The 17,218-nt window shown below is 65.8% G+C and carries 16 protein-coding genes; 4 read left to right on the forward strand and 12 right to left on the reverse strand.

Features of this window, described 5'->3' with window-relative positions; translation table 11 throughout:
* Positions 1 to 188: 188 nt before the first annotated feature.
* The 4 genes from H7J93_RS26250 to H7J93_RS26265 all read right to left on the reverse strand — a co-directional run bounded on the left by H7J93_RS26250 (position 189) and on the right by H7J93_RS26265 (position 6,936).
* The gene (locus tag H7J93_RS26250; RefSeq protein ID WP_267309211.1) at positions 189 to 1,106 is read right to left on the reverse strand and encodes an alpha/beta fold hydrolase; all 918 of its coding nucleotides are present in this window, start codon (positions 1,104 to 1,106) and stop codon (positions 189 to 191) included.
* 132 nt (positions 1,107 to 1,238) lie between these two features.
* Positions 1,239 to 4,085: an MMPL/RND family transporter gene (locus tag H7J93_RS26255; RefSeq protein WP_267309212.1), complete on the reverse strand. Its 2,847-nt coding sequence runs from the start codon at positions 4,083 to 4,085 to the stop codon at positions 1,239 to 1,241.
* 14 nt (positions 4,086 to 4,099) lie between these two features.
* Positions 4,100 to 5,467: a condensation domain-containing protein gene (locus H7J93_RS26260; protein WP_267309213.1), complete on the reverse strand. Its 1,368-nt coding sequence runs from the start codon at positions 5,465 to 5,467 to the stop codon at positions 4,100 to 4,102.
* Positions 5,468 to 5,490: 23 nt separating this feature from the next.
* On the reverse strand, positions 5,491 to 6,936 hold the full coding sequence (locus tag H7J93_RS26265) for a condensation domain-containing protein (RefSeq protein WP_267309214.1): 1,446 nt from the start codon (positions 6,934 to 6,936) through the stop codon (positions 5,491 to 5,493).
* A 158-nt stretch (positions 6,937 to 7,094) separates the two neighbouring features.
* On the opposite strand from H7J93_RS26265, the gene H7J93_RS26270 reads away from it, so the two are divergent.
* Entirely contained in the window at positions 7,095 to 8,783 is a 1,689-nt protein-coding gene (locus tag H7J93_RS26270; protein WP_267309215.1) for a sensor histidine kinase, read from the forward strand.
* Positions 8,765 to 9,463 carry a response regulator gene (locus H7J93_RS26275; RefSeq protein WP_267309216.1) on the forward strand — a complete coding sequence of 233 codons (699 nt, stop codon included), beginning with the start codon at positions 8,765 to 8,767 and terminating at the stop codon, positions 9,461 to 9,463. The genes H7J93_RS26270 and H7J93_RS26275 overlap by 19 nt, the downstream gene beginning before the upstream one ends.
* On the opposite strand, the gene ipdC is transcribed toward H7J93_RS26275, so the two are convergent.
* The 4 genes from ipdC to echA20 are packed head-to-tail and all read right to left on the reverse strand — an operon-like array spanning position 9,426 to position 12,878.
* Entirely contained in the window at positions 9,426 to 10,493 is a 1,068-nt protein-coding gene (gene ipdC, locus H7J93_RS26280; protein ID WP_267309217.1) for a (3aS,4S,5R,7aS)-5-hydroxy-7a-methyl-1-oxo-octahydro-1H-indene-4-carboxyl-CoA dehydrogenase, read from the reverse strand. The genes H7J93_RS26275 and ipdC overlap by 38 nt on opposite strands.
* Positions 10,490 to 11,236, reverse strand: coding sequence for a cholesterol ring-cleaving hydrolase subunit IpdB (ipdB, locus tag H7J93_RS26285; RefSeq protein ID WP_267309218.1), 747 nt, complete (start codon positions 11,234 to 11,236; stop codon positions 10,490 to 10,492). The genes ipdC and ipdB overlap by 4 nt, the downstream gene beginning before the upstream one ends.
* Positions 11,236 to 12,126, reverse strand: coding sequence for a cholesterol ring-cleaving hydrolase subunit IpdA (ipdA, locus tag H7J93_RS26290; RefSeq protein ID WP_267309219.1), 891 nt, complete (start codon positions 12,124 to 12,126; stop codon positions 11,236 to 11,238). The genes ipdB and ipdA overlap by 1 nt, the downstream gene beginning before the upstream one ends.
* A complete protein-coding gene (gene echA20, locus H7J93_RS26295; protein ID WP_267309220.1) occupies positions 12,123 to 12,878 on the reverse strand; it encodes a (7aS)-7a-methyl-1,5-dioxo-2,3,5,6,7,7a-hexahydro-1H-indene-carboxyl-CoA hydrolase in 756 nt (251 codons plus the stop codon). Before echA20 ends, ipdA begins: the two co-directional genes overlap by 4 nt.
* Before the next feature lie 64 nt (positions 12,879 to 12,942).
* Here echA20 and H7J93_RS26300 point away from each other — a divergent pair, with 64 nt between their 5' ends.
* Positions 12,943 to 13,716 carry an SDR family oxidoreductase gene (locus H7J93_RS26300; RefSeq protein WP_267309221.1) on the forward strand — a complete coding sequence of 258 codons (774 nt, stop codon included), beginning with the start codon at positions 12,943 to 12,945 and terminating at the stop codon, positions 13,714 to 13,716.
* Positions 13,717 to 13,749: 33 nt separating this feature from the next.
* Positions 13,750 to 14,655, forward strand: a complete 906-nt coding sequence (locus H7J93_RS26305) for an SDR family oxidoreductase (RefSeq protein ID WP_267309222.1) — start codon at positions 13,750 to 13,752, stop codon at positions 14,653 to 14,655.
* A gap of 3 nt (positions 14,656 to 14,658) precedes the next feature.
* Here H7J93_RS26305 and H7J93_RS26310 read toward each other — a convergent pair whose 3' ends face one another.
* The 4 genes from H7J93_RS26310 to H7J93_RS26325 are packed head-to-tail and all read right to left on the reverse strand — an operon-like array spanning position 14,659 to position 17,153.
* Positions 14,659 to 15,102 carry a nitroreductase family deazaflavin-dependent oxidoreductase gene (locus H7J93_RS26310; RefSeq protein ID WP_267309223.1) on the reverse strand — a complete coding sequence of 148 codons (444 nt, stop codon included), beginning with the start codon at positions 15,100 to 15,102 and terminating at the stop codon, positions 14,659 to 14,661.
* A 38-nt stretch (positions 15,103 to 15,140) separates the two neighbouring features.
* A complete protein-coding gene (locus tag H7J93_RS26315) occupies positions 15,141 to 15,593 on the reverse strand; it encodes a nitroreductase family deazaflavin-dependent oxidoreductase (protein WP_267309224.1) in 453 nt (150 codons plus the stop codon).
* A 10-nt stretch (positions 15,594 to 15,603) separates the two neighbouring features.
* Positions 15,604 to 15,990 carry a DUF8021 domain-containing protein gene (locus H7J93_RS26320; RefSeq protein ID WP_267309225.1) on the reverse strand — a complete coding sequence of 129 codons (387 nt, stop codon included), beginning with the start codon at positions 15,988 to 15,990 and terminating at the stop codon, positions 15,604 to 15,606.
* Complete coding sequence (locus tag H7J93_RS26325) at positions 15,990 to 17,153, reverse strand: steroid 3-ketoacyl-CoA thiolase (protein WP_267309226.1); 1,164 nt, start codon at positions 17,151 to 17,153, stop codon at positions 15,990 to 15,992. The genes H7J93_RS26320 and H7J93_RS26325 overlap by 1 nt, the downstream gene beginning before the upstream one ends.
* Positions 17,154 to 17,218 lie beyond the last annotated feature (65 nt).

Here is a 17,218-nt window from a genome sequence, read left to right on the forward strand (position 1 = left end):
TTCACACCTGATGCCGACAAAACGCATGCACGCCAACCCGAAGGCGGCAGCGAGCCTATGAGCCAGACACCAGATGATCAGGATCCAACCACCGCAAGAAGCGGTGCCCTCACCCTGACACTGAGCCCGAGCTTAGGAAAAACGGCGGCCGGATTGGGCCGAATCGAAAGCCTTACAGTGAGGCACTGCTACGCCGCGATCAGGAACTCGTCGATGAGGTTCGCCACCTTCTCCGGTTCTTCCGTCGGTGGGTGATGGTGGACGCCGGGCAGCACGTGCAGGCGGCTGTTCGGCAGGGTGGCGTGCGCGGCGTGGGCATGCTCGACGGGGATGACCCGGTCTTGGTCGCCGCTGATGATCAGTGCGGGCAGATCGTCACTGCAGCACAGCCGGTTGATGGCCGACACCGCCTGCCCGTGGTAGTCGACGACGGAGCGCAGCGTGCGCAGGAACGCCCTTCTGTGGTCGCGGTTGGACAGCGCCGGTTTGGTGGCGAAGCGCTCGGCCGACCCGGCCAGCGCCCGCAGCAGATTGCCCGCGGCGACGGCCGGCCTCGAGGCGACCACCGGCAGTACGAACTCGGAGCCGGGTAACGACAGCAGTCGCAGCGCCCGGCCGACGTCGGCGCCGAAGCCGCCGCTGCTGATCAGGACCAGCCGATCGCAGTACTGGCGATGCTGATGGGCGAACTGCATGGCGATGCCACCGCCGAGTGAGTGGCCGACCACCGTGACCTTCTTGATTCCGAGCTCATCCAGCAGGTCACGCAGCACCACGGCGAACGCACCGACCGAATAGTCACCTCGCGGCTTGTCGGATTGCCCGTGGCCCAGCAGATCTAAGGCGATCACGCGGTACCTCTTGGCCAGCAACGGAATCACACCACTCCAGGTCTTCGAACTGCCGCCCATACCGTGGATCAGCAGCACGACCTCGCCGCGGCCCTCGTCGCGGTAGGCGATGCGGTCGCCGTGCAGCGTGATCGTCTTGACGTCCTCGGTGTCGTCCGTGGTGATGCCGCTCGCCGGCGCCGCCGTCAAGACAGGCGCGGCCACGACGGCTGCAGCCGTCGCTGCGCTGACCAACAGGGCCTTCAGGGCTTTCATCTCATCGCTCCGGTGTGTGGTTCAGATGATCTTCTTGATCACTACAACCAGGCTATGTCGAAGGGGGCCAGCACTTCTCGCTTGTGCTCACTAGTCACGCAAGCGACGATTTGCGAGTTTTGCGCATTCTGTTCAGCGCGTTGCCCTCGACGGCCACCAGTTCGCAGTACCGACGAGCGAGGCCAGGGCCGGCACGGTGATGGTTCGGACCACAAAGGTGTCGATCAGGAGCCCCATCCCGATGATGAATCCCGTCTGCACCATCGTGGACAGGGTTCCGAACAGCAGGCCGAACATCGAGCCGGCGAAGATGATCCCGGCCGAGGTGATCACGCCGCCGGTCGAGCGGATGGCCCGGATGATGCCCGAGCGAATGCCGTTGTGGGATTCCTCGCGAATACGGCTGATCAGCAACAGGTTGTAGTCGGCGCCGACGGCGACGAGAACGATGAACGCCATCGCGGGGACGTTCCAGTAGATCTGCTGTTGCAGGATGAACTGGAACAGTACGACACCCAAGCCCAACGCCGACAGGTATGAGATCACCACCGAGGCAATGAGATACAGCGGTGCGACAACGGCCCGCAGCAACGCGACTAGGATGAGGAAGACCACGGACAGGGTGATGATGACGATGAGTCGGAGATCGTGGTCGTAGTCGCTGCGGATGGTGCTGTACATCGGCGTCGTTCCGACCATCGAGATCGTCGCATCAGATAGCGCGGTGTTCGGCTGTGTCGCCCTGGCCGTGTCGAGGATCGGCGCAACCTGATCCATCGCCTCGGTGCTGAACGGATCGAACTTCGACTCGACGAGATAGCGCGCGGAATGACCGTCAGGCGAGATGTACAACTTCGCGGCATTCTTGAAGTCGTTGGTTGTCAGCACTCCCGGCGGTATGTACATGCCCGCCATCGACGGTGTGGACGCACCCTGCTCGATCGAGTTGAGCAGGCTAGCAGCCTGATTCATCCCGACGCCCATCTTCTTGGTCTGGTCGACCAGCGTCTGCACACCGGTGGCGAGTTGCCTGCTACCCTCGGCCAGCTGGTTCGCTCCCTGCTCCATCTGTGCGATCTTCTGTTGTGCGGCAGCGGGATTACCGACACCGGCCGACTGTAGATCGGCGCCCGCCGACTGCAGCAGACCGGCGAGCTGCTCGATCTTGGCCAGCACATCCTGCGCGGGTCCCGCGGCGGCGAGCTGCTGCAGTTTGGCCCGACCGTCGGCGCACGCGGGGTCGGCGTCGCACTGCGGGCTGTTGTTAAGCACGTTGAGCATCGCGGTGGCGTTGTCGGTCAGGCCGTCGTTCGCATATGACCGGATGCTGTCGATGAGTTGGGTGGTCTGCGGGCTGGAGAGCTGCTGTTGGACCTGCTTCAGCGTGTCCGTCATCGCGGTCACCGACGTTGCGGTGGAGCGAATCTGGTCACGAATGTTACCGAGGGTGTCGGCAAGTTTGTTGGCGCCGGCGCTCAACGCATCGAGATCGGTTGTCCTGCTGCTGATCTGTGAGGAGGCATCCGCGAGCTTCGTCCCGACCTGCCCGGCCTGGTAGCTGATCTTGGTCTGGTCGAGTGGCTGCCCCGCCGGACGGGTGATGCCGCGCACCGCTGCGATGTTCGGCAGCTGGGCCACCCGCTGCGCCAGTTGTTCCATATCGGCGAGTGATTGAGGGTTGCGGAGATCGTGCGGCGACTGGATGTAGATGTATTCCGGAAGCAGCGCGCTGGTGGAGAAGTGTGCGGCCATCTCGGAGAAACCTTGATTGCTCTCCGCCGATGCGGGCAACTGCATACGGTCGTTGAAGGTCGGGTGCATCATCAGCGCGCAGGCGCCCAGCCCGATCAGAACGCCCAGGCTCACGAAGAGATGCGACTTGGGCCGACGGACCAGATTGATCGCCGAGCGTTGCCAGAGCCGACTCGTCAGCGGCGCCCTTGGCGCGATCCATTTGCGCCGACCGGCCAGCACGAGGACGGCTGGCAGCAAGGTGATCGCCGCGAAGAACGCGATTGAGATCGAAATCGCGAGCGCCGGACCGACACTGGTGAATGCGGGCAGGCGGGTGAAGATCATGCCGAGGAACGTGATGGCCACCGTAGCCGCGGAACCCGCGATCACCTTGCCGATGGACGTCATCGCCTTTGCCACCGCCACGTCGGAGTCGACGCCGGCCCGCAGGTATTCGTGGTATCGGCTGATGAGGAAGACCGCGTAATCGGTGCCCGCGCCGACGATCATGGCCGTCATCAGCACCACGGTCATCGCCGTGACATGCAGCCCGACGTGGGTCAGTGCGGACACCACTCCCTGTGCGGCCGCCACGGAGATGCCGATGGTGAGCAGTGGCAGCAGCGCCGTGACCGGTCGTCGGTAGATCACCATCAGGATGACCATGACCAGGATCGCCGTCGCGATGCCGATCAGTTGCATGTCGCGGGCGCTGACGATCGACATGTCGCCGATCACCGCGGCTTCCCCCGTCACGTGGGTCTCCAGATCGGATCCCGCCGTGGCTTGGGTGATGATCTGGCCGACCCGCTTGTAGGCCTCCGACGATTCCGGTGATCCGGCAGGCGCCTTGAGCGTCACCGCCATGTAGAAGGCCTTGTTGTCCTTGCTGACCATGAGCTGACGCAACGCCGGAGTGCTGACGAAGTCCTCGACCGCCCCGACGTCCCCGCTGTCGGCGCGCAACTTGTCGGCCAGCGTGCGGTAGGTGTCGTTGTCGGAGGGCTGCAGCCCGCGGTCGTTGGCCATGACGACCACCACGATGTTCTGCTCCGACTCGCCGAAGTCGGCCGCCATGTGCTCGGTGGCCGACATCGCCTGCGGCGGCAGCACCTGCAGAGTCTGGTTCGCCACGATCTTCGTCAGAGGTGCGAACGCGATCGACAGCACCACGACAAGCGCCACCCACGCGGCGATCACGAGCCAGGGGACCCGCACCACGATGCGGCCCAACGTGTTCAGCACCCGATCACCTTCTGCTATGCGGCGATCGCTATGCGGCGATCGTCGTCCAGCTGAGAATCCCACTGCACGGTCGCGGTGAGCGAGAATTCAGCGAGAGTGCTGAAAATTGCCTCGCGCAGCTGCTCATTGGTGCGTGGCCGAGCCGGGTCGTAGGCCAGGACGGAGACGAAGACCTGCCCGTTGACGCGGCCGGAGAGCATCCCCATCAAGCCGCCGGCGCGGTGCATCATCCCCCGGGTCACGCGGGGATACAACGAGCGCATCGAGAAGGAGTCGGCGTCGGTACCGTCCGGACGATTGGCGGCTGCGCGGACGTCACCCAGATTGGACGAGCAGACCGCCGTCGTGCTGCCCGCGGCGACGCTGACCATCCGCTTGATGAGCCGTTTCGGCAGGAAGGGAACGACCGGCAGTAGCGCGAAGCGTTCGTCGGGAATCTCGTTCGCCCGGATCAGCGCTGCCTTGACGGCGGCGCGGACCTCGCGAAGATCGGTCGTCACCTTCGTCGGATCGATCGTCAGGTCGGCGTTGTCCACCGCATTGGCGCGGGTGTCGCCGTCGAAGCGTCGGTTGATGGGCATCGCCAAGGTGGCCAGCCCGCTTCCGGCCGTCATCCGGCCGGCGCGTGCCGCGAATCGCGCGGCCAACCCGGCGAGCAGTGAGTTGGGTGTCCCGCCGAGTGCCTTGGCGACGGCGTCCCACTGGTCCATGTCGACGTACACGGTGGCGGCGGGCAGGTCGATCTGTTCGTCCGGGGCGACGATGGGTGCCGACATGGGCGCGGAGGCGACGGCCTCCCGCCGGGCACGCCGGGCCATCCGCGCGCCGGCGACGATCGCCCGTCCGACCGACGGCATGTCGCGCGCGGTCTGCCGGGCATCCTGGCGCAACGCACGCCACCGACGTCGCGATCCTGCGGCCGGCCAGACGATGGAATCGTCACGACCAGAGGCGGCGTCGGCGATCGCGGTGCTGAGCCCGACCCCGTCGGCCAGGCCGTGGGAGATGATCAGGCTCAGTCCGGTACCGCCGTCGGTGAACGGCAGCACTGCGAGATGCCAAGCGGGGCCGTGCTCGTAGTCCAGTTCAATGGCGGTCTGCTCGCGCAGCCAGTCACCGAACTCCGCGCGGGGCCGCGCCACCGCGATCTCGATGGCGGGTCCGTCATCCGGCGCCACCCACCGATGACGCCCGAACGGCAACGGTGACCGCTCGACGTGACGGGACAACCGGCCCCGCAGCAGATGGTGGTGAAAGCGCCGCAGCCCGTCCATGTCGATGGCGCCGTTGTACGTCCAGACGCACTGCAGCAGATTGGTCGCCCCCGTCGCGCGTTCACCCTGGAACACGACCTGGTCGGCCAGATCGAGCATCGTGTTCATCTCAACTCTTCCTTTCATGTCGATCACAGGCTCTGCTGGTGCACGGCGGTGGAATTGGCATGGCGGGCAACCTCTTCGATCCAGTCCTCGGTGGTGGTCTTCGCGACATCGGTGAAGGCTTCGCTCAATGCGGCGATGTAGCGGTGCACCGAATCCCGCGCGACGGAGTTGTCGGGGAAGGAGACCGTGACAGTGGTACGGCCGGCGTGCCGGTTGATCCACATGTTGATCCCGCCGTGCGAGAGGGTGTCGCCGTAGGTGCCGAAGTTGGTCTCTTCCCACATCGACGCCAGCGGGATCTTGCGGAAGTCCAGGTAGGAAACCATCATCGTCGGCTTGTTCGGCAGCTTGATGCCGAGCTGGTCGACGGGCGCCACCTCCAGCACCCGATCCAGGGGCACGTTCGCCAGATTCCTGTTGGAGTCGAACGATTTCTGCGCCGCGCGGGCCGCCTCGCCGAAGCAGCCGTCACCGATCGGCACCGTGACGGGGAACAGGCCGGCGAACCACCCGACCGACAACGTCTCACCCGGCATCCGGGTGTCGGACGGAGTGAAACCGTGGTACGTGGTGTTGCCGGTCAGCTGGTGCTCCGCCAGCGCCGCGCAGGCCATCACGCCGCCGGAGAAGCGGGCGCCGACATTACGGCACGCGGCGTCGAACGCCTCCGTCTCTTCACCGTTGAGCAGTTCCACGGTGATGAAGTCACCCTTGTTGTGCGACCAGGTGTTGCCCAGCTCCAACGGGAAACTCGGCCAGTCGCCGTCGGTGTCCTGGGCGAAGGTGATCCAGTCCCGGATCTCGGGGGAGGACAGATCCATCGCGGCGACTTGCTCGCTCTGCCGAGCGGTATAGCCGCGGTACCCGTCGACCTCTGTCTGGGTGACCGGCCGCCCCGCGATCAGATCCTGATACGCCAGATGGATGTCGAGGAAGATGATCCCCGCGGACATTCCGTCGATGTGCAGATGATCGGCGCTGGCATAGAACGTGAAATGGTCGGGCTTGGCGATGACGCCGAACGTGATGCAGTCCCAATTCAACGTATCCGGCGTGGACGTCAATGCGTGTTCGCGAATGTCGTCTGCGCCCATTTCGCCGTAGGAAAAAGGCACGAATTCGATCTGTTCCGGATCGGCGACCGTCCGGCGGAAGATGTTGCCGTTCTCGAACCCGAACGAGCTGTGATAGGTGTCGTGGCGGCGGACGTGCATGTTGATCGCGGTGGTCATCGCGACGATGTCGCACGTGCCGGGGATATCCCAGGACACCACCATCAGTCGAGGTAGTTGGCGTCCCAGGGCCCGGCTGTAGAAAGCTGCGCGCAGATGCGACGCCTGCTGGAAGCTCGGGGGCAGCGGATCACGATCGGCCTTCGCCATGATTTCGCGCGACGCGTCCGATGCGGTCCAGGTGGTAACTGGGCCCTCTGCCGGCTGCCATGAATTGATGGGGCCCAGTGCGACCATTTCGGTAACTCCTTTTGTCCTCGATGACTTTTCGTCATCCCGATGCATTCGAAGCTACGGAGCCACTAACCCGATGGCTCGCTTGTGCGCACTAGTCGCGAAGTGAGCGATTTATCGCTTTTGCGCATTCTGCTCACGCGCGGGTCTACGCTCTGCGCATGCCGTTCATGCCCCGCTTTGACCTGCGGCTGGCCACCCAGGTGCTGCTGCTGCAAGTCGCCGTTGTGGTGCTCACGCTCGGTATCGCGGGCGGCCTACTGGCATTCCTCAGCCATGAGCGGATTCACTACCAAGTCGGTCAGCGAGCGCTCGACGTCGCGCGCGTACTCGCGTACGCACCCGCCGTGCGCGCGGACGTCGCGCACTACGACGACACCGGAGTACCGCAGGGGGAGGCCGCCGCCGACGAACTGGCCAATGGGCAGCTGCAGTTGATCGCGTCGGAGGTGCAGAAGCGGACCGACGTGTTGTTCGTGGTCATCACCAACAACCACGGCATCAGACTCGCGCACCCGAACAGGGACGAGCTCGGAAAGCCGGTGAGCACGGATCCGGACGAGGCACTCGCGGGACACGAGACGGTGGTCGCGCAGTCCGGCACACTGGGTCCGTCAGTACGCGCCAAAGTGCCTGTCCTGCGGCCGAATTCGGAACAGGTGGTGGGCGAGGTCAGCGTGGGCATCTCGACCGCGGCGGTGCACAAGCAGCTGTGGACAGATGTCCGGACCGCGGCTCTGCTTGTCGGAGTGGCGCTGCTGATCGGTGTCGTCGGCTCGCTGCTGCTGGCCCGACGTTGGCGCGCACTGACATTGGGGCTGCAGCCCGCCGAGCTCGCTGAGATGGTCCGCGGTCAGGCGGCGATTCTGCACGGAATCGGCGAGGGCGTCCTAGCCGCCGACACTTCGTGGAAGACGACGTTCGTCAACGATGAAGCGTGCCGACTGCTCGAGATCGACGACCAGCATGGCCGCCCGATTCAGGAGACCGGTTTGACGCCACGGGTTCTCGACGTGTTCTTTTCGGCGGATCCGACTCCGACCATCGCCACCGTCGGCGACCGCATCGTCGTGGTGTCCGCCAGGAAAGTGTCGCGCGACGGACACGACCTCGGCACGGTGCTCATCGTGCGGGATCGCACCGATGTCGAGTCACTGACCCGCCAACTCGATGCCGTCCAGTTGATGAGCACCGCGCTGCGCGCGCAGCGTCACGAGTTCGCCAATCGGCTCCATCTGCTCAACGGGTTGTTGCAGAGCGGCCATGTCGACGAGGCCGAGGAGTTCTTGGGGGAGCTACTCGGTTCGGGGCCGCTCGGCTCGGCGCTGCCCGGCATGGACGCCATCCGCGACCCGTTCCTGCAGGCTTTCTTGGCGGCGAAGGCCGCCACCGCCCGCGAGGCCGGGGTGACGTTGCGGATCGGCGAGAACACCTGGGTGTCGGGCCGCCTTGCGCTGCCCGTCGATGTGACCACGGTGCTCGGCAATCTGATCGACAACGCGATCGACGCCGCACGCACGGGCACCGCCGACACGAAGATGGTGGAAGTTGAGCTGCTGCAGGATGGTTCGACACTGCACATCACCGTTGCCGACAGCGGCGACGGCGTCGCGCCAGACTTCGTCGACCATGTGTTCACCGAAGGCAAGTCAACGAAACCCCAGTCGGGAATTCCCGGCGGCCGCGGGATCGGCATGGCGCTGTCCCGTCAGATCAGCCGTGCCCTCGGGGGAGACGTGCGACTGTCGAGCACGGGCAACCCCGATGCGGAGTTGCGTGGTGCGGAGTTCATCGCCCGGTTGCCGGGTGTGATGGTCGAGGAGGAAGCCCAATGGGTGACGCAGAACTGACGGTGTTGGTGGTCGACGACGACTTCCGTGTCGCCAACATGCACGCCGGCATCGTCGAGGCGCTGCCAGGTTTCACCGTGTCGGCCACGGTGAACAGTCTCGCGGCCGCACGGGAGGCCGCCCCCGTGGACCTCGCACTGGTCGACGTCTACCTACCCGACGGGTCGGGGGTGGACTTCGTCCGTGAACTACATTGCGACAGCTTCATTCTGAGCGCAGCGACCGAGGCGGACACCATCCGGGCTGCGGTCGCCGCCGGTGCGCTGAGCTATCTGGTGAAGCCGTTCGTCCCCGCTGATCTGGCCGCCAGGCTGGCCGGCTATGCGCGCTACCGCAAGATTCTGTCCGGCCCGAACCTGAGTGCGCAGGACGTCGACGCCGCACTCGATGCGCTTCGACCGAGAGTCGCCGAACAGAAGACCTCGGTCACCGCCACATCACCCACCAAACAGCTTGTCCTGCAGGCGTTGCGCGCCGCAAACGGACCGATGTCGTCGGCGGAGGTTGCCACGGCGATCGGGGTGTCACGGGCGACGGCGCAACGGTACCTGGCGACGCTGGCCGCCGCCGGTGAGGTCAAGACTCGGCTGCGTTACGGCAGCACCGGGCGTCCGGAACAGGAATTCATTGCCGCCGAACGGCCTACTCGATCAGGGCAGCCGCGGCCTGCAGGTGCTTGACCGCATCGTTGACGATGGTGTCGATCAACTCCGCGCACGACGGCAGATCCTGGAGGATGCCTGCGACCTGGCCCGACGCCAGCACGCCCGCGTCCGTGTTGCCCTCGACCAGACCCGCCTTCAGCAGCATGGGGGTGTTGGCCGCCATGACGACCTGAGACCAGGTCAGTTCCTTACCGTGCCGCATCTCCATGCCGTCGCGGATCATCGAGCGCCACGTCATACCGGACATCTTCTTGAACTTCTGGGCGTTGCGCACCGCGGCCGTGAATCCGCGTAGCCGCGAACCGCTCTCGAGCTTCTCGACCAGCCCGGTACGCAGCACTCGATGCGGCATGCCATCGACACGTGTGGATACCACGGTGCCGTCCAGCCCGGCCTCGAGGTACCGCCGCTTTACCGCATCGGGCACGGTGGAATCCGAGGTCAGCAGGAAGCGGGTGCCCATCGCGACACCCGCCGCGCCGTAGGACAGTGCCGCCGCGAGTCCGCGGCCGTCGAAGAATCCGCCCGCCGCCACGACGGGGATGTCTTCCCCCTTCAAAGCATCCAGGACCGACGGCAGCAGCAGCGTCGTGGCGATCGGACCGGTGTGGCCACCGCCCTCGCCACCCTGGACGATCACCGCGTCGGCACCCCACCCGGCGACCTTCTTGGCGTGCTTGGCCAGCCCGACCGACGGAATCACCACCACGCCCGCGTCTTTGAGCTTCGCGATCAGGTCGGGTTTGGGCGCCAGCGCGAACGACGCCACCCTGACTCCCTCGCGGATCAGCAGGTCGATGCGCTCGTTGGCGTCGCCGGCGTCGGCGCGGATGTTGATGCCGAATGGCTTGTCCGTGGCGGCCTTCACCTTCGTGACGGCCGTCTGCAGTTCCTCGAGTGTCATCGTGGCCGACGCGAGGATCCCGAGACCGCCGGCGTTCGAGGTTGCCGCCACCAGGCGCGCACCCGCCACCCAGCCCATCCCGGTCTGTACCACCGGGTGTTCGATGCCGACCAGTTCGGTCAGCGGTGTGCGGAGACTCATTGCCGAATTTCCTTATCCCGCAGACCCTTAGGATCGATCACCTCGCGAATCAGCTTCTGCTCTTCCTCGGTGGGCAGCCGCGTCGTCTCGGCGGAGTCGAGGCCGTGCACTTCGAACGACGTGTTCTCCGCGACCTGGTCGGCCTCGACGCCCGGATGCAGCGACACCGCGCGCATCTGATGGTCGGGGCCGTTGAAGTCGAACACGCCGAGGTTGGACACCACCCGGAAGACGTTGACGAAACGGAAGGCCGGGTTTTTCGGATCGACCTTGTCCCATCCGATTCCGGAGACCACGTCCACCGAATCTCCGAACACCCGCTTGGAGTGATTGCCGACCCAGTAGCTCGTCGCGTGGTTGATGGTGTTGCCGGGCGCGCCGCGCACGCCGAACATCTGCCGGGTGGGATGCTGCAGAGGCCCGAATGCCGAAAGGTTCTGATTGCCGTACCGGTCAATCTGATTCGCGCCCATGACCACGTGGCGGCGGCCCCACGCCAGTGTCTCGAAGACGCGGCCGAACGGCATCCACCCCTCGATCGCTCCGGCCGCTCCGAGGGCGGGTGTGTCGGCCAGCAGCCGGGCTTCACCGTCGGTCAACAGGATGTCGGGGGAGAAGGTCAGACGGGCCAGCCTGGCGCCGATCGACACCATGTTCGCCATTGGGTTGACCATGATCTCGCCGGCATCGCGGAACAGTTCGGCGCAGGCGACGGCGCACACCTCGGCACGGGTCACTGACATCACTTCGCCGCCTCCTTCGCCGCTTCTGTGAATTTCCGCACCGCCGCTTGATAGTCCGCTTCGCTGCCGGACAGGTATGTCTTCACGAATTCGGCCCAGGTCTCCTCGGACGCCGCGGCCTCGGCGTAGTGCCGCTGGAACTTCTCGTCGCGGCGGTAATCCGGTTCGGCCGTGGTGAAGTGTGCGCCGTTGGGTGCCTCCACCACCTTGTCGACCATCATCCGGTTCACCAGCAGCGCCTGCGGCGGCACGGCTTTCACCAATTCGTCTGTGGGCACCACCCGTTCGACGGACAGGTAGCGTCGTTGCGCCGCCATCAGGAACAGGTCGTCGAAGTACGGATCGATGCCGGTGTAGGCCGCATTGCCCGCAGCATCACCGAGATTCATGTGGACGAACGCCGCATCGAGCGTCAGCGCAGGCATGGCAATCAGTTCCTCGTAGCCGTCGCCGGTGGGGTAGGGCGACGTCACGGTCTTGAGTTCGTCGCCCCAGAACGTGCGCACATCGCTGCCCAGCCCCGCGCGGATCGGCAGGAACGGCAGGCGTTGCGCCGCGGCTTGCAGCCCACAGCGCAGCATGCCCTCGTCCATCTCACGGGCCTCGATGGAGCCGCTGGTGCGGGCCTTGGCGAACCACGGGTCGTAGAACGGCGGCGAATCGAGCGATACGAAACCGTAGTAGACGCGTTTGACCTTGCCCGCCGAGCACAGCAGTCCGAGGTCGGGACCGCCGTAGGTGACGACGGTCAGATCCTTGACATCGGTGCGCAGCAGGGCCCGCACGAACGCCATCGGTTTGCGCCGCGATCCCCAGCCGCCGATGCCGATGGTCATGCCGCTCTCGATGCCGGCGACGGCGTCGGCCAAAGTTGTTCTCTTGTCGGTCATTTCCCGCCCTTGTTCGTCCCCGCGAACGCGTCCCGATGCTCGTCGGCCACGCCTGCGAGGTTGAGCTCGAACGTGAAACCCTGCTCCATGCGGTAGCTCGAGTTCACCCGTTGCACGTCGATGAAGTTCAGCGCCTCCTTGGCCGCCCGAATGACCCGGGTGTCCTTTGCGGCGATATCGCGCGCCACCCGGAGTGCAGCCTCGTCGAGTTCGGCCCGCGGCACGACCTCGTGCACCGAGCCGAAGTGGTGCAGGGTGGCCGCGTCGACGGTGGCGGCGGTGAAGAACAGTCGCCGCATCATGTGCTGGGGCACCAACCTCGACAGGTGCGTTGCGGCACCAAGAGCGCCACGCTCGACCTCGGGCAGGCCGAACGTCGCATCGTCGGAGGCGACGATGACGTCGGAGTTACCGACCAGGCCGATCCCTCCGCCGACGCAGAACCCGTTGACCGCGGCGATGACGGGCACCTCGCACTCGTAGACGGCGCGGAACGCATGGAAGCAGCCGCGGTTCGCGTCGATGAGCGCGGTGAAGCCCTCGGTGTTCTGCATCTCTTTGATGTCAACGCCTGCGTTGAACCCGCGGCCCTCCGCGCGCAGGATCACCACGTGGGTGTCCATGTCCCTGCCGGCGGCGGTGATGGCATCGCCGAGCTCGAACCAGCCGCGCGACGGAATCGCGTTGACCTTCGGATAGTCGACGGTGACCGAGACGATGCCCGGTTCGACCGTCTTGGTGGTGATCGTCATGCGGATACCTCGGTTACTCTGGGGGTCGCTACCTAAGCAAGCACTTGCTTGGTACGCTAGCACAGTGACTGACCGCCCAGAGATAGTCCTCGGACTGCACGGCAGGGTCGTCCTGGTGACCGGTGGAGTGCGGGGCGTCGGGGCCGGCATCAGCTCCGTATTCGCAGCGCAGGGCGCAACCGTGGTGACGTGTGCGCGACGACCGGTCGAGGGCCTGCCCTACGAGTTCCACAGCTGCGACGTACGCGACGACGACGCGGTGGCCGCGCTAATCGAGACGGTCGCCGACAAGCACGGACGCCTGGACGTCGTCGTCAACAACGCGGGCGGATCGCCCTACGTCCTGGCCGCCGAGTCGTCGGCGAAGTTCAACACCAAGATCGTCGAGCTCAACCTGCTTGGACCGCTGTCGGTCTCGATCCACGCGAACGCGGTGATGCAGGCGCAGCCCCACGGCGGCTCGATCATCAACATCGCCAGTGTGAGCGGCCGTCGGCCGACGCCGGGCACGGCGCCGTACGGTGCGGCCAAGGCGGGCATGGAGAGCATCACGAGCACGCTGGCCGTCGAGTGGGCACCGAAGGTGCGGGTGAACTCGGTGGTCGTCGGGATGGTGGAGACCGAACAGTCCGAATTGTTCTACGGCGACGCCGATTCCATCGCAGCCATCTCCAAGAACGTTCCGCTGGGGCGGCTGGCCAAACCGGACGACGTCGGCTGGGCGGCGGCGTTCCTGGCGTCCGACGCCGCGTCTTACATCAGCGGCGCCTCGCTCGAGGTGCACGGCGGCGGCGAACCGCCGCACTACCTGGCGACCACGACCGCCGACATCAAGTAGCGCATACACCGAACAACGTAGGAGATAAGAGATATGGGACTGCTCGACGGCCGTGTTGTCATCGTGACGGGTGCAGGCGGGGGCATCGGCCGCGCACATGCGCTGGCGTTCGCCGCCGAGGGCGCGCGGGTGGTGGTCAATGACATCGGCGTCGGGCTGGACGGCTCACCCGCGGGAGGCGGCAGCGCGGCCCAGGCAGTGGTCGACGAGATCACCGCTGCCGGAGGCGAAGCCGTCACCAGCGGCGCCAACGTCGCGGACTGGGCGCAGGCCGAGGGGCTGATCCAGACCGCGGTCGACGAGTTCGGCGGCCTCGATGTGCTGGTCAACAACGCAGGCATCGTCCGCGACCGGATGTTCGCGAACACCAGCGAGGAGGAGTTCGACGCCGTTGTTGCCGTCCACCTCAAGGGCCACTTCGCGACCATGCGCCACGCGGCCTCGTACTGGCGCGCACAGTCCAAGGCCGGCAACACCGTCGACGCGCGCATCATCAACACCAGTTCGGGCGCGGGTCTGCAAGGCAGTGTGGGACAGGCCAATTACAGTGCGGCCAAAGCGGGAATCGCGGCCTTGACCCTGGTTGCCGCGGCCGAGATGGGCCGCTACGGGGTCACCGTCAACGCCATCGCGCCGTCGGCCAGAACGCGGATGACCGAGACGGTGTTCGCGGAGATGATGGCCACCCAGGACAAGGACTTCGACGCGATGGCGCCGGAAAACATCTCCCCGCTGGTGGTTTGGCTCGGCAGCGTCGAATCCAAGGATGTCACCGGAACGATGTTCGAGGTCGAGGGCGGCATCATCCGGGTGGCCGAGGGTTGGGCGCACGGACCCCAGGTCGACAAGGGCGCCCGCTGGGATCCAGCCGAACTCGGACGCGTCGTGAGAGATCTGCTGGCCAAGGCACGTCCGGCGGTGCCCGTCTACGGCGCCTGACAGTTACGGTTCGCAGACGACCATCGGAATCACCCGGTCAGCCGCCTGACGATAGCCCCGGTACGGCGGATACATCCTGATCAGCTTGGGCCAGTAGCGCTTTCGCTCTTCCTCAGTCGCATCGCGGGCGATCAGGTCGAGATGCCGGTCCCGGATCTGAAGGTGTATCTGCGGATTCGACTCGATGTTGAGGTACCAGGCGGGATCGGAGTCCCGCCCACCGAACGACGCCGGCAGGATTACCCGATCGCCGTCATCCAGATACAGCGTCGGCGTGGTACGCGGGCGGCCGGACTTGCGTCCCGTGGTGGTGACCAGCGCCGCCGGGAACCAGAGCAGTTTGGCGCCGATGCGGCCATCGGTGCGCCGATATGCCCAGATGTGTGCGCGGGCGAAGTACTTCATCGCCAGCCGAAGCGGCCGCGAGTTGCGGATTACGCCTGCCATGCCGCATGACTAGCCGCCCGCCAGTCCTGGCAAACCGGTCATGGTTCGCAGATCACGAGCGGGATCTTGCGGTCGGTCCAGGACTGATAGTCCTCGTACGTGGGATACATCTCGACCAGCTTCGGCCAGTACTTTTCGCGTTCCTCTTCAGTCGCGTCCCGCGCGGTCAGGTCGAGGATCTCTTTCTTGATCTGAACCTGGACCTTCGGATCGGCCTTGAGGTTCAGGTACCACATCGGGTGCTTGTCGCTGCCGCCCTTGGACGCCGCGAAGACGACGGTGTCGCCGTCGCGGTAGAAGTACAGCGGGCTGACCCGTGGCTCGCCGGTCTTGCGCCCGGTCGTGGTCAGCAGTGCCACCGGAATGCCCTGGAACTTGCCGCCGAGGCCTTCACCGCCGCCGCGACGGTATGCCCACGTGTTGAGCTTCGACATCCACTTGATGAAGGTGTCGGACGCCTTCGTATCTATGAAGCGCGGGCGATTGGCCATACACGCGATCCTAGGCCGCGGTGACGAACGGGCGAATCCCCGCGCGAATATGGTGGATCAGGCCGTCGGAGGCGGGGATGTGGAATGTCTCATCGATATGGGCACCGACCTTGCGGCCCAGTAGCGACGGCTTCGTCACAAGGTCGAACTTCGCGCGGACGGTATCGCCGTCGACCCTGAACTCAGGCACCGTCGTCGCCTGGATGACCCGGTACTGCAACCCGCCATTCAGACTGCGGCGCAAGTGGTTTCCGGAGAACCCGGTCTTCAGCCCGACCTCGATGCGGGTGCATCCCGGCGCGAACGGAACCTTGTCCGCGTTATGGGACACCAGCGCGTCGATGTAGGCCTGCGCGGCGGCGATGCGCTCGGCATCAGAGACCGGGGACGCCGGCATCAGATTCGCTCGATGATCGTTCCGGTGGACAGCGCGCCGCCGGCGCACATGGTGATCAGCGCGGTGGTTTGATCGGTCCGCTCCAGCTCGTGCAGCGCGGTGGTGATCAGGCGGCTGCCGGTGCTGCCGACCGGGTGGCCGAGCGCGATCGCGCCGCCGTTGACGTTCACCTTGTCCATGTCCGGGTTGTGCACCCGTGCCCACGACAACACGACCGACGCGAACGCCTCGTTGATCTCGGTGATGTCGATGTCGCCCATCTTCATCCCGGCCTTCTCGAGCACCCTGGCGGTGGACTGGACCGGACCATCGAGGTGGTAGTAGGGCTCGGCGCCGACGAGCGCCTGGCTGACGATCCGCGCCCGCGGCTTCAGCCCGAGGGCCTTCGCCTTGTCCTCGTCCATCCACAGCACCGCGGCGGCGCCGTCGGAGATCTGCGATGACGTGCCTGCGGTGTGGATGCCGCCCTCGATCACCGGCTTGAGCGAGCCCAGGCCCTCCAGGGTGGTTTCACGCAGGCCTTGGTCGCGGGTCACGACGTGCCGCTCGCTCGTCGGTTGCTTGTTCTCGTCGAGCACCGGGGCCTCGATACCGCTGATCTCCCGGTCGAACCGGCCCTCCGCCCAGGCCTGCTGGGCTTTGCGCTGGGAGTCGAAGCCGAACTGGTCGATCTCCTCGCGCGTGATACCGCGGCGCTGCGCGATGCGCTCGGCGGCGGTGAACTGGTCCGGCAGATCGATGTCCCACGACTCGGGCCGCAGGATCCCGCGGTCGGGGCCGGCATTGGCGCCGAGCCCGACGCGGCTCATCGCCTCGATGCCGCACGCGATGCCGATGTCGATGGCGCCCGCGGCGATCAGGCCGGCGATCAGGCCGTTCGCCTGCTGGCTGCTGCCGCACTGGCAGTCCACCGTCGTCGCGCCGACGTGCTCGGGCAGCCCGGCGACCAGCCAGCTGACCCGGGTGATGTTGTTGGACTGCTCGCCGAACTGCGTGACGCAGCCGCCGATGACCTGCTCTACATCGCCGGCATCGATGCCGGCTTTCTCCACCAACGCCTTCTGCGTCGCGCCCAGGAGCTCGGTTGCATGAAGGCCGGACAGCCACCCCATGCGCTTGCCGATCGGGCTGCGGGTGGCTTCAACGATGACAGGGTTACCCATTCCGTCAGGCTAGAACACGTTTCATTACTCTGACAAGCGAGGATGGTGACCTGCCTTTTATCTGC

Origin of the sequence: Mycobacterium barrassiae, from assembly GCF_025822765.1 — a bacterium.
Classification (GTDB): Bacteria; Actinomycetota; Actinomycetes; order Mycobacteriales; family Mycobacteriaceae; genus Mycobacterium; species Mycobacterium barrassiae.